General features: G+C 63.8%; 11 protein-coding genes. 1 reads left to right on the top strand and 10 read right to left on the bottom strand.

Annotated features, from left to right (window positions below):
- Positions 1–21 precede the first annotated feature (21 nt).
- From yegS to C793_RS0109325, 3 genes are all read right to left on the bottom strand, one after another.
- The gene (gene yegS / locus C793_RS0109315; RefSeq protein WP_017430674.1) at positions 22–1,086 is read right to left on the bottom strand and encodes a lipid kinase YegS; all 1,065 of its coding nucleotides are present in this window, start codon (positions 1,084–1,086) and stop codon (positions 22–24) included.
- Positions 1,087–1,135: 49 nt separating this feature from the next.
- Entirely contained in the window at positions 1,136–3,766 is a 2,631-nt protein-coding gene (pepN, locus tag C793_RS0109320; RefSeq protein ID WP_017430675.1) for an aminopeptidase N, read from the bottom strand.
- Between the two features lie 118 nt (positions 3,767–3,884).
- Positions 3,885–4,370, bottom strand: coding sequence for a YajQ family cyclic di-GMP-binding protein (locus C793_RS0109325; protein ID WP_017430676.1), 486 nt, complete (start codon positions 4,368–4,370; stop codon positions 3,885–3,887).
- Positions 4,371–4,614: 244 nt separating this feature from the next.
- Between C793_RS0109325 and cobO the strand changes: the two genes are divergently transcribed.
- Positions 4,615–5,214, top strand: a complete 600-nt coding sequence (cobO, locus tag C793_RS0109330; RefSeq protein ID WP_017430677.1) for a cob(I)yrinic acid a,c-diamide adenosyltransferase — start codon at positions 4,615–4,617, stop codon at positions 5,212–5,214.
- A gap of 56 nt (positions 5,215–5,270) precedes the next feature.
- Here cobO and C793_RS0109335 read toward each other — a convergent pair whose 3' ends face one another.
- The 7 genes from C793_RS0109335 to miaA form a co-directional block, all read right to left on the bottom strand.
- Positions 5,271–6,566 carry an adenylosuccinate synthase gene (locus C793_RS0109335; protein WP_017430678.1) on the bottom strand — a complete coding sequence of 432 codons (1,296 nt, stop codon included), beginning with the start codon at positions 6,564–6,566 and terminating at the stop codon, positions 5,271–5,273.
- Entirely contained in the window at positions 6,566–7,759 is a 1,194-nt protein-coding gene (locus C793_RS0109340; RefSeq protein ID WP_017430679.1) for an ATP phosphoribosyltransferase regulatory subunit, read from the bottom strand. Before C793_RS0109340 ends, C793_RS0109335 begins: the two co-directional genes overlap by 1 nt.
- A 206-nt stretch (positions 7,760–7,965) precedes the next feature.
- Positions 7,966–8,856: a protease modulator HflC gene (gene hflC / locus C793_RS0109345; protein ID WP_017430680.1), complete on the bottom strand. Its 891-nt coding sequence runs from the start codon at positions 8,854–8,856 to the stop codon at positions 7,966–7,968.
- Positions 8,857–10,134, bottom strand: a complete 1,278-nt coding sequence (hflK, locus tag C793_RS0109350) for an FtsH protease activity modulator HflK (protein WP_017430681.1) — start codon at positions 10,132–10,134, stop codon at positions 8,857–8,859.
- Between the two features lie 153 nt (positions 10,135–10,287).
- A complete protein-coding gene (gene hflX, locus C793_RS0109355) occupies positions 10,288–11,598 on the bottom strand; it encodes a ribosome rescue GTPase HflX (protein ID WP_017430682.1) in 1,311 nt (436 codons plus the stop codon).
- A gap of 38 nt (positions 11,599–11,636) precedes the next feature.
- Entirely contained in the window at positions 11,637–11,888 is a 252-nt protein-coding gene (gene hfq, locus C793_RS0109360; RefSeq protein ID WP_017430683.1) for an RNA chaperone Hfq, read from the bottom strand.
- 166 nt (positions 11,889–12,054) lie between these two features.
- Positions 12,055–12,999: a tRNA (adenosine(37)-N6)-dimethylallyltransferase MiaA gene (gene miaA / locus C793_RS0109365; RefSeq protein ID WP_017430684.1), complete on the bottom strand. Its 945-nt coding sequence runs from the start codon at positions 12,997–12,999 to the stop codon at positions 12,055–12,057.
- Between the last annotated feature and the right edge of the window lie 20 nt (positions 13,000–13,019).

Raw genomic sequence — 13,019 nt, forward strand, 5'->3', positions numbered from 1 at the left:
TCTCCTTACCGTCGCGGAATATCATGGGTGTTGATGGGGCCTTTCGCGGTCCGCATCGTCATGTTGCTGTGTGTGAGGGTCCCCGTCTTCTCCGGATGCCGTCTCGGGCTCGGGGTCATCGTGTCGCGCAGGCTCCTGCGGATGCACCAGAAGCGAAGAATCGGCGGGCATGGCCAGGCGCAGTGCCAGCGGCACCACCTCGGCGGAAAAAGCATCAAAGCGGTGGGCTTCGCCGTCCAGCGTCAGCGGCCAGGGCGGATGGCTGGGGTCCGTGCTCACGGCGAGCCGGGACACCGGCAGATAGCGCACGAAACGCCCCCGGGCGGGAAACTCGCGCAGTTCCCGAATCAGCTGCGGCAGCGCCCTGAACGAGGGGAAATCCTTGACCAGCAGCATATCCAGATAGCCGTCGTTGATTTTCGCCCGGGGCGCCAATACCTGGCCGCCGCCGGACTGCCGAGCATTGCCCAGCGCCAGGAGTAGAAACGCGGCCTTTTCCTCGCAGGTATCCCAGTTGAGCGTGCCGTCATAGCTGCGGTGGCGCCAGGTCTTGAACGCGGCCATCAGCGAATACGCCGCGCCACCCAGCAGGCGCTTGAGAAACTTGGGCGTCGTCGACGTGACCTCGGCGCCGAACCCGCCGGTGGCCATGTTGAGATAGTACTCATCGACCCCCTTGCCGCGCCCGGTGGCCGAAATCCGCACGACGTCCACGGGCTGTGTCTCCCGGCGGCAGATCGCCTGCAACGCGGCATAGGGTTCCAGCGGCAACCCCAGCGAGCGGGCAAAGTCGTTGGCGCTGCCCAGGGGGACAATGCCCAGCGCCGGCCGCTTGTCCAGCGGCAGACGCATCAGGCCGTTGACCACTTCGTTGACCGTGCCGTCACCACCGCCGGCAATCACATGGGTGGCGCCGTGGTCGACGGACATCTCGGCAAACAGCGCCGCATCTCCCGGCTCCCAGGTAGCGTAGACAATCAGCGCCATGCCGGCCCGCCGCTTCTTGGCGACGGCGGCGCGCAACGCCGGATCCCCGGCCGATTTGCCATTGACCACCAGTACATAACGCCGATTGATGTCGCTCACCCTGCTTCCTTCTGCTCCGTTATGACCCTGCCATTGCAGCTTCGGCGGCTCAGCCGAGCGCCTTGTCCGCCATCTCGAATACGTTGGTCGACAGCGGCCGATCCTTGATGCGTTCCAGCTCGGCCTGCATCAGCGCCTGACGGGTATCGTCAAAGCGGCGCCAGCGCGTCAGCGGCGTCATCAGACCGGCGGCGATTTCCGGGTTCAAGCCGTCCAGCTCGATTACCGCGTCCGCCAGCAGCGCGTAGCCCGCGCCGTCCAGGCGGTGGAAGTTGACCCGGTTATGGGCAAAGGTGCCCAGCAGCGCGCGCACCTTGTTGGGATTTTTCAATGAAAATGCCGGGTGCGTCATCAGCTGCTTCACGCGTTCGAGCACGTCTTCCTGCGGGCTGGATACCTGCAGGCTGAACCACTGGTCCATCACCAGCGGATCATCGGCCCACTGCTCACCGAACGCCCGGATCGCCGGCTCAGACAAGTCATCGCGGCTGGAGTGCGCCAGCAGCGTCAATGCCTGACGCACATCGGTCATGTTTTGTCCGGCCTTGAACTGTGCCCGGCAATGCTCGATGCCTGCCTCGTCCTCGATGGCCATAAGATAGCCCAGCGCGACGTTTTTCAGGCTGCGCTGGCCGATCTGCGCCGGCGTCGGGGCATATTCGGCGTCCGACCGGTTGGCCTCGTATACCGCCATGAAGTCGTCGCGCAGCGCCAGCGCCAGCGACTGACGGACAAACTCCCGCGCGGCGTGGATGGCGTCAACGTCCACCAGCGGCTGAGACTCGGCGATGCACGCCTCCGACGGCAGACGCAGCATCTCCGCCAGCACCGCCTTGTCGTCCGACCGCGACGTCAGCAGCGGCCGGTAGGCCTCGACCAGGCGGTTATCCATGACTTTTTCCACGCCGTTACGGTGCGCGGCGATCAGGTCGTTGAGCGCGAGCATCGCCAGCCGCTGGCTGGCTTCCCAGCGGTTGAAGCCATCGCTGTCGTGGGTCAGAAGGAACGCCAGATCTTCCCGGGAATAGGGGAAGTTCAGCTTCACCGGGGCGGAAAAGTGGCGCAGCAAGGACGGCGTGGGCGCCTCGGAGACGTCGGTAAAGACAAACGTCTGCTCGTCGTCACGCAGGTGGAGCACCGTGTCGCGACCGCATTTTTCACCGTCGAGCGTCAGCGTCAGGTCATGCCCCGAGCGGGTGCCAATCAGCCCCATGCGCACCGGCACATGCAGCGGCTCGGGCGCCTGCTGGCCTGCGGTTACCGGAGTGCGCTGGCGCAGCGTGAGGCGATATTCGCCGTTCACGTAGTCGTATTCGCCGTGGGCATCGATTTCCGGCGTGCCGGCCTGCTGATACCAGCGCATGAACTGATCCAGATTCTGCCCCGAAACTTCCGCCATGCAGCCGACGAAATCCTCGATGGTCACGGCCTGGCCGTCAAAACGCGCGAAGTAGAGGTCGCTGCCGCGACGGAAGGCGTCCTCGCCCACCAGGTTTTTCAGCATGCGCACCACTTCTGCGCCCTTTTCGTAAACGGTCAGAGTGTAGAAGTTGGTGATTTCCAGGTAGCTTTCGGGCCGCACCGGGTGCGCCGTGGGGCCGGCGTCTTCGGCAAACTGTGCGGTACGGAAAAAGCCCACGTCCTGAATCCGCTTGACCGGGGCGGAGTTGATATCCGCGGAAAAACTCTGATCGCGAAAGACGGTAAAGCCTTCCTTGAGCGACAGCTGAAACCAGTCGCGGCAGGTCACGCGGTTGCCCGACCAGTTGTGGAAATACTCGTGGGCGACAATGCCTTCCACCTGCTGAAAGGCGGCATCGGTGGCGGTATCGGGATGCGTCAGCACCGCCGCCGAGTTGAAGATATTGAGCCCCTTGTTCTCCATGGCGCCCATGTTGAAATCGTTGACGGCGACGATCATGAAACGGTCGAGATCATACTCGCGGCCGTAGGTATCCTCGTCCCAGCGCATGGCGCGCTTGAGCGAGGCCATGGCGTGGTCGGTCTTGCCCAGGTTGTCTTCTTCGACCCAGATCTGCAGCGTGACGTCGCGGCCGCTCATGGTGGTAAAGCGGTCTTCCACACATTCCAGGTCGCCGGCCACCAGCGCAAACAGGTAGGACGGCTTGGGGTGCGGATCTTCCCAGGTCACGAAGTGGCGTCCGCCGTCGAGTTCGCCGCGCTCCACCGGATTGCCGTTGGCCAGCAGCACCGGCTCGCGCTCGGCGTCGCCGATCACGGTGACGCGGAATACCGCCATGACGTCCGGCCGGTCGGGATAAAACGTAATACGCCGAAAGCCTTCGGCTTCGCACTGGGTACAGTACATGCCGCTGGACTGGTAGAGCCCTTCCAGCGCCGTGTTGTCCCTGGGCGCCACGCGCACCCGAGTGTCCAGCGTAAACGACGCGGGCACATCGGCAATGGTCAGCCCCTGTTCGTCGTGGCGGTAGGCGTCATCGGCGAGCGTCTGACCGTCGAGCGCAACGCTTTGCAGCTCAAGCTGCTCGCCGTGGAGAAACAGCGGCGCATCGGGCCGGGCCTCGGGATGACGCTCAACGGTCAGACGCGCATCAACGCGGGTGCTGGCGGGGTCCAGGTCAAACGTCAGCTCGGTGTGAGTCACGCGGTACGCGGGCGGCTGGTAGTCGCTTGAATAAACCGGCTGCGGTTCTGACATGGCGTATGACTCCTTGTTGGCACCGGCATAAGATAGCCGACGGCAGTACAGTAGTGGTGAAAAAATTCAGTAAGCAAACAGCAGAACAGCGCCGCTGACCGGCGGCGCAGGGTTGTATTCAGTCGCGGAAATTATCGAACTGGAGCGGCAGGTCGGGCCCTTCCTCGCTGCGCAACAGCGCCATGATGCCCTGCAGATCATCGCGTTTCTTGCCTGTCACACGAACTTTCTCGCCCTGAATCTGCGATTGTACCCTGGCTTTGCTGGCCTTGATGCGCTTGACGATATCCTTGGCGTCGGCCTGCTCCAGCCCCTGTTTGAGGGTCACCGTCTGGCGCACGCGCACGCCACCCAGCTCGGGCTCGGCCACGTCCATGCAGCGGGCGTCAATGCCACGGGCGATCAGGCGCCCGCGCAGCATTTCCAGCATCTGCTTGAGCTGAAAGTCGGCGTCGGCTTCCAGGCTGACGTTTTCGCCCTCCAGCGTAAAGCTGGCGTCAACGCCGCGAAAATCAAAGCGGGTCTGGACTTCGCGATTGGCCTGATCCACGGCGTTGGTGGCTTCGTGGCGGTCAAATTCGGAGACGATATCAAACGAGGGCATAATACATTCCTGTAAAGAGGCAGCCTGCCATTCTAGAGCAGCCACCCGGCTACCTGCCAATTTAGTTATCACGCTAACAGAGAGTCTGCAAAACGCCGGGCTATCGCCGTTGGTCATGCCCAAAGAGCCGCTCGCCTTGTCCGCCACGCACGCATGACATAGGCTACGCCGCCCATACGCAACGCTGCCGGCACGGCCACTTCAGCCGTTACCATGACCGGCCCTCAACCCAGGGAGCAGAACCATGAGCGATCGCGATACGCGCCACAAGGCGTCGATGGAAAAACTGAAAGCACACGTTGACGACAAGGTAGCCAACGCCACGGAACAGCGCGGCCTGATCCTGATCAACACCGGCAACGGCAAGGGCAAGACCACGGCTGCCTGGGGCACCGTGGCACGCGCCCTGGGCTATGGCTACGGCGTCGGGGTGGTGCAATTCATCAAGGGACTGTGGGAGTGCGGCGAACGCAACCGGCTGGAAGACGACCCCAACCTCGATATCGCCATCATGGCCACGGGATTTACCTGGGAAACCCAGAACCGCGAAGCCGATACCCAGGCCTGCCGGGAAGTCTGGGCCGAGGCCGAACGCATGCTTGCCGATCCCGAGGTCTATCTCGTGGTGCTCGACGAAATCACCTACATGCTCAAGTTCGGCTATCTGGATATTGCGACCGTTAAGCAGGCGCTGGAAAACCGTCCGCACGAGCAGACGGTGGTGATTACCGGGCGCAACGCGCATCGCGACCTGATTGCCATGGCCGATACCGTCACCGACATGCAGGAAGTCCGCCACGCGTTCGGTAGCGGACTCCAGGCGCGGCGGGGCATCGACTTTTAAACACGCCCATACCCCGCCGCTTGCGGTCGGCCAGCCTCACCCGGGTGGCCGGCCGGTCAATCGCCGAACGGATCGCGCAGTACGATGGTTTCCATGCGGTCCGGGCCGGTGGAAATCATGTCGATACGCGTGCCGATCTGCTCTTCCAGAAAGCGGATATAGGCGCGGGCATTGTCGGGCAATTCCTCGACGCTCCGGGCGCCGATGGTCGATTCCTGCCAGCCGGTGAGATTGTGATAGACCGGCTCGACGGCCTCGTAGCCTTCGGAGTCCACCGGGGTATCCAGAACGTCGCCGTCCTTGCTGCGATAGCCCACGCACACCCGGATGGTTTCCAGGCCGTCCAGCACGTCGAGCTTGGTCAGGCAGAGCCCGGAAATCGAATTGATCTGCACGGAATGGCGCAGCGCCACGGCGTCAAACCAGCCGCAACGGCGCGCCCGGCCGGTCGTTGCCCCGAACTCGTGGCCCTTTTCCGCGAGATGGCGGCCGTGGTCGTCAAACAGCTCGGTGGGAAACGGCCCCGAGCCCACGCGCGTGGTGTAGGCCTTGGTGATACCCAGCACGTAGTCGAGAAACAGCGGCCCCACGCCGGACCCCGTGGCAGTGCCGCCCGCGGTGGTATTGGAGCTGGTGACATAAGGGTAGGTGCCGTGATCAATATCCAGCAGCGAGCCCTGGGCCCCTTCAAAGAGGATGTTTTCGCCCTCCTTGCGCAGGGAGTGCACCATTCCCACGGTATCGCGGACCATGGGCCGCAGCTCGTCGGCCATCGCCATGGTGCTGTCGAGCACTTCCTGGAAGTCGACCGCGGGCTCGCCGTGATAGCGGGTGAGCACGAAGTTGTGATAGTCCAGCACCTCGCCGAGCTTGGCGGCAAAGCGCTCGCGGTGAAGAATATCCCCCAGGCGCAGGCCGCGACGCGCGACCTTGTCCTCATAGGCGGGGCCGATCCCCCGGCCGGTGGTGCCGATGCGAGCCACGCCACGGGCCTTTTCCCGGGCCTGATCCAGGCGCACATGGTACGGCAGGATCAGCGGGCAGGACGGTGACAGGCGCAGGCGGTCTCGCACCGGCACGCCCTTGCCTTCCAGCTCGTGGATTTCGTCGAGCAGGGCGTCGGGCGACAGCACCACGCCGTTGCCGATCACGCAGGCCTTGTCATCGCGCAGGATGCCCGACGGAATCAGGTGCAGCACCGTTTTTTCCCCGTCGATCACCAGGGTGTGGCCGGCGTTGTGCCCCCCCTGAAAGCGCACCACCGCCGATGCCGACTCGGTGAGCCAGTCAACAATCTTGCCCTTGCCTTCATCACCCCACTGGGTGCCCAGAACTACGACATTCTTACCCATTATGCACTCGTCTCTTGTGTCAGTGCCGTTGTCTGCCAACGACCATCAATAAGCTCCAGCCGGCGATCGCAGCCGTGGGCTGCCGGCTCGGTACGCTGCCCCGGCAGCGCCTGTATCACTCGTTCGCCGCGGCCGCGCAGATCGGCCACGGCGTCGCGCAGCGCGGCATCATCAACCGCCGGCGCCATAATCGCGCAGGACGACGATTCCGCCCCGGCCAGGCCGGCCAGCTGCTTCAAATCCATGGAAAAACCGGTCGCCGGGCGAGCGCGGCCAAAGGCGCGGCCGGTGTCGTCATAGCGACCGCCCTTGGCCAGCGCATGGCCGAATCCCGGCACGTAGGCGGCGAACATCATGCCGGTGTGGTACTGGTAGCCGCGCAGCTCGGCCAGATCAAAATACAGCGCCACGTCGAAGCGGTTGCGCACGCTGCGCTGCAGCGCCTCCAGCTCGTCCAGCGCCGCGCTGACCGTGGCCGGCGCGCCGGCAAAAACATCCCGCGCGCGCGTCAGCACGCTGACGTCGCCGTGCAGCTCGCCCAGCGCCGTGAACATGGCGGCCAGCGCCGGATCGCTGACGCTCGCCGCGACGACCCGTTCGATTTCGCCGGGAGACTTCAGCGCCAGCGCGGCAAACAGCGCGCGCTCCTGGTCACGATCCAGGGCAGCGGCTTCGACCAGACTGCGGTAGATGCCAATGTGCCCCAGCGCCAGGTGGACTTCGCCGGCACCCGCGGCGGCCAGGCTTTCCAGCGCCAAATGAATGATCTCGCTGTCGGCATCCAGTCCGGCATGGCCAAACAGCTCCACGCCGACCTGCACCGGGCTGCGCCCGCCCTGGTACGGATCGGCGCTGGCGCGCATGACGCTGGTGCAGTAGCACAGCCGCACCGGGCCTTCGCGCCGCAGCGAATGCGCGTCCATCCGCGCCACCTGGGGCGTAACGTCGGCGGTCGCGCCCATCATGCGCCCGGTAAGCTGGTCGGTCAGCTTGAACGTTTGCAAGTCGAGGTCAGTGCCGGTGCCGGTCAGCAGCGAATCGAGAAATTCGGCGGGGGGCGGCATGACCTGGTCGTAGCCCCAGCGATGGTAAAGATCCAGCAGCCCGCGGCGGAGCTCTTCCATGCGGCTTGCCTGCGGCGGCAGCACCTCATCCATGCCGTCGGGCAGCAGCCAGCGGTCAGCGATGGTCATTGTCAACATTCCTGCAAGACGACGGTGACAGCCTCGGACGGGCATCGCCGGCATGGCTACCATTTATAACGACCGTCATATATGACGACGATCCATGACGACATGCCCTCAACGTGAGGCCACAAAAAAACCGGGCGACGCCCGGTTACTCAAGTCTACCATGTTTGACGGCCGGATGAACCCCGTTCACCCGGCCGCGGTGGCGGCTACTCGGCGCTGACCGAGTCCGGCATGGCGCTGTTCAGGTAGCGGAAGAACTCGCTATCCGGCTCCAGCACCAGCAGGTTGTCGTCACCTTCAAAGCTCTTGCGGTAGGCGTTGAGACTCCGCCAGAAAGCAAAGAACTCGGCATCCTGCTCGTAGGCGTTGGAGTAGATTCGGGCCGCTTCCGCGTCGCCTTCACCCCGCAGGGTTTCAGCGCGCTCCCGCGCCTGGGCCAGCAGTACCTGGCGACGGCGGTCGGCGTTGGCCTGAATCCGCTCGGCCTCTTCCTGACCCTGGGCACGCCACTCGCGGGCTTCGCGCTCACGCTCGGAGCGCATGCGCTCAAATACCGCGGCGGAGACGTCTTCGGGCAGGTCGATACGCTTGATGCGGATATCGCGGATGGCCACGCCCAGCTCTTCGCGCATCAAGTCGTCGAGGTCCTTGCGCGGACCGGTCATCAGATCATCCCGGTTCTCGGCGATGATCTGCTGCAACTCCAGGCGACCGAAGGCGTTACGCAGGCTCTCGTCCACGCGCGGCTGAATCAGCCGCACGGCCATGGTTTCATCGCCCGCGGTGGCTTCGTAATACAGCTTGGGGTCAATGACTTCCCATTTGACATAGGAGTCAACGATCACGGCCTTCTGCTCGCGAGTCAGATAGCGGCTGGTATCGGTATCCAGCGTCAGCAGCCGCGTATCAAACTTGCGGATGGTGTTGGTCACCGGCACCTTGAAATGGAGCCCGGGCTCAATGTTGTCCTCGACCACCTCACCAAAGCGCAGCTTCACCGCGCGCTGGGTCTCATCGACGACATAGAGGCTGTTACTCGCAAGCCAGGCGGCGACGGCCAAACCGCCGACGATCAGCAGGGAACGATTATTGATCATTTACCGGCCCTCCCTGCGGATGGACGTTCTGTTGGAAGTGTTGTTGGAAGTGTTGCTGGACGTATTTCCGGAAGTGCTGCCCGAACGGCTGCTACCGGAACGATAGTCAAAGTCGCTGTTGTTGGACGACGGCATATTCTTCAGCACGTCGGGGTCCAGCGCTTCATCGCTGCTCGAGGCGCCGCTATTGCCGCGCAGCTTGTCCAGCGGCAGGTACATCAGCGGGGCGTTGTCGCCGGTATCCAGCAGCACCTTGGGCGTTGAACCGAAGACTTCTTCGATCGCCTCGATGTACAGGCGCTCGCGCATGGTCTCGGGCGAGTTGCGATATTCCGAGAGTAGCGAGGTAAAGCGGTTGGCCTGACCCTGGGCTTCAGCCACCACCGACTCGCGGTAGCCCTGCCCCTGCTCGACCAGGCGCTGCGCCTGACCCTGAGCTTCGGGGATAATCGCGTTGGCGTAGGCAATGCCCTTGTTGATGGTCCGCTGACGATCCTCACGGGCGCGGATAACGTCATCAAAGGCATCGATCACCGGCTCGGGCGCCGACGTCGACTCGATGTTGATGGTCTGCAGCTGAATACCCACGTCGTAGTTATCCAGATAGGTTTGCAGACGGCTGGCCACCGAGCTGCCGAGGATTTCACGCCCCGATGTCAGGATATCGATCATGTCGGTGCCGCCCACGACGTGGCGCAGCGAGGAATCCAGCGCGTTTTCGATCGACAGGTTCGGGTCGCGCACGTTGAGCATGAAATTGCCCGGGTCGGATACCCGATACTGCGCCGAGATTTCGACCTTCACGATATTCTCATCGCGGGTCAGCATCGACTGGGTCTGGGTCAGCGAGCGCACCCGGGTCACGTTGACCATGCGCACGTCGTCCACCAGCGGCGGATTCCACTGCAGACCCGGTGTGACCACTTCCTGGAATTTGCCGAAGCGCAGCACCACGCCACGCTCGGCCTGATCCACCAGGTAGAAACCGGAGGCTGCCCAGATGGCCAGCGCCACGATGATCAGCAGCCCCGGCAGGGTAAAGGCGCTGCGCGACTTGCCGCCGCCGTTATCACCGCCGCCGTTGCGACCGCCGCCTTTCCTGTGCTTGCCCAGCAGGCTGTTGATTTTTTGCTGAAACTTTTTCAGCGCTTCGTCCAGGTCGGGAGGCCCCTGGTTGTTACCTCCATTGCCTCCCCCGCGGTTGCCGCCGCCCTTGCGTCGACCACCGCTGCTCCACGGGTCGTGCTGGTCGCCACCACCAGGCTCATTCCAGGCCATACTTCATCTCCATCAAGGGTTCACCGGCACGCAGCGTCCACGCATTCAGCCGCGACGCCGTGCTTTTCTTCCTGTTGCGGTTGAGTGTTCAGGCATCAAGGCCCGCTGCCTCACCGGCCTTACGGCATACTAGCTGCCGGGTCGCACCCGGCATTACCAGTCGGCCGGCTCTTGCAGCGCCTCGGGCAAATAGGTCTCCGCGCGCTCCCCCAGCCTGGCCATCAGCTGATTGAAGTCGCGCCGCTGCAGGCGCACGTTGATCATCGGGCGCCCCTGGTCGTCGAACTGCTCGTCGCGCACGGCGTTCAGCTCGTGCAGGCCGGCGCGAAGCCGGCCCTGCTCCGGCGCCAGGGTCAGCGAAAAGTCTATCACGTCATCCGCCAGGCGCTCAGTCAGCGCCTGGTAGAGCAGGTCCAGCCCCCGCGAGTCCCGGGCCGAGAGCCACACGGCTTCGGGTACCCCGTCGCCGTCGCGCTCGATACGCGGCGCGCTGTCCAGCCGGTCAATCTTGTTCATGACCTTGAGCACGGGCACGTCATCGGCGCCGATTTCCTTGAGCACGCCGTCGACCTGCTCGACGTTCAGGTCGCGGTCGGGGTCCGAGGCGTCGATCACATGAACCAGCAGCGAGGCGTCGGCGGCCTCCTGCAGCGTCGCCTGAAATGCCTCGACCAGCTTATGGGGCAAGTGGCGGATAAAGCCGACGGTATCGGCCATGACCACCGGCCCTACATCGTCGATCTCCAGACGCCGCAGCGTCGGGTCCAGGGTCGCGAACAGCTTGTCGGCCTGATACACCCGCGCCTCGGTCAGGGCGTTGAACAGCGTCGACTTCCCCGCGTTGGTATAGCCCACCAGCGAAATGCTGCTGATTTCGGCACGTGCCCTGGCGCGACGGCTCTGCTCGCGCTGTTTACGCACCTTGTCCAGACGTTTGTGGATCGCCTTGATCCGCCCGCGCAAAAGCCGCCGGTCGGTTTCCAGCTGGGTTTCGCCGGGACCGCGCAGACCGATACCGCCGGCCTGACGCTCCAGGTGTGTCCAGCCGCGCACCAGCCGCGTTGAGGCATATTCCAGCTGGGCCAGCTCGACCTGCAGCTTGCCCTCATGGGTACGCGCCCGCTGGGCGAAAATATCCAGAATCAACCCGGTGCGGTCGAGCACCCGGCAGGCGAGTTCCTGCTCCAGGTTACGCTGCTGGGACGGGCTCAGGCCGTGGTTGAAAATCACCAGGTCGGCGCCGTGCGCCGCCATCATCGAACGCAGCTCGCCCAGTTTGCCCGAACCGATAAAGCTACGCGAATCCGGGCGGTTACGGCTCGCCGTCAACAGGGTTGCGACCTCGGCGCCGGCCGACCTGACCAGCTCGAGAAACTCGCCCGGGTCTTCCCGGTCCTGCTCGTCCTGAAAGTCAACGTGCACCAGCACGGCCGTTTCCCCGGCCTTGGGGCGTTCAAAAAACAATCAATACCTCGCGGGCTGAACCGGCGTATGCAAACTCATCAAGCCTCTTCGTCGCCTTCATCAGCAGCGTCCTGCGCCGGCAGGCGCACCGTACGCGACGGCACCACGGTGGAAATCGCGTGCTTGTAGACCATCTGGCTGACCGTGTTGCGCAGCAGGATGACAAACTGATCAAAGGATTCAATCTGCCCCTGGAGCTTGATGCCGTTCACCAGAAAAATGGAAACCGGAATGCGCTCCTTGCGCAAGATGTTCAAGTACGGGTCTTGAAGGGACTGCCCTTTGGACATGGTGCTCTCCCTAAAACTGTCGTTGGAGTTGGTTATTAAACGTGCGCCCGAGGCACCCTGCAGTATGATTCCCCGATATCCGGCTCATTGCTGCTCGACAACAGGCGTTATAAAACGGGTATCTTACGCTAAGCACTGCGTTCACGCACGACTTTGCGCGAACGGTTTAGCCGACGCGGTCTTCCACCAGCGCCAGCACCCTGGCCTGCGCCTCGGCAGATAACGTATCCACCCAGTGCAGGTCCGGCCAGCGCCGCAGCCAGGTCAGTTGCCGCTTGGCCAACTGACGGGTCGCAATGATACCGCGTGTCGTCAGGGTCTGCCGGTCAAACTCACCGTCGAGGTATTGCCATACCTGACGATAGCCCACACTTTTCATCGACGGCATGCCGGAGTGCAGGCTACCCCGGTTTCTTAGGGCGGTTACCTCGTCAATCAACCCTGCCTCGAGCATCGCGTGGAAACGAGCGGCAATACGCTGGTGCAATACCCGGCGTTCGGCGGGCGCCAGCGCTATGGACAATACCCGCCAGGGAAAGGTTTCCGGGCGCTGCTCGGCCCACAGTTCGGTCAGCGGGCGCCCGCTCGCCTCGTAGACTTCCAGGGCGCGCAAAATGCGCTGGGGATCGTTGGGGTGAAGCCGCTCGGCGGACGCCGGATCGACCTGCCCCAGGCGCCGATGCAGGCCCGCGAGGCCGTCGCGGGCGCGCTCGTCTTCCAGCCGGGCGCGGATGCTCGGGTCGGACGGCGGCAGGTTGTTCACGCCGTCCACCAGCTGCTTGTAGTACAGCATGGTGCCGCCGGTCAGCAGCGGCGTTTTGCCGCGCGCGGTGATGTCGCGCATCTGCTCCAGGGCATCACCGCGAAAGTCAGCGGCCGAATAGGGATCGGCCGGGTCGCGGATATCGATCAGGCGATGCGGCGCCCGGGCGAGCTCATCGGCGCCGGGTTTGGCGCTGCCGATATCCAGCCCGCGATATACCATCGCCGAATCCACGCTGATAATCTCGCAGCCCAGGCGTTCGTGCAGGGCAATCGCCGCATCGGTCTTGCCGGAGGCGGTGGGCCCCATCAGAAAAACCGCCGGTGGGCGTGTATCCCCGCTACTCATGACGTATCAGACTCCTCGTA

The sequence above is a fragment of the Vreelandella jeotgali Hwa genome, from assembly GCF_000334215.1.
Classification (GTDB): domain Bacteria; phylum Pseudomonadota; class Gammaproteobacteria; order Pseudomonadales; family Halomonadaceae; genus Vreelandella; species Vreelandella jeotgali.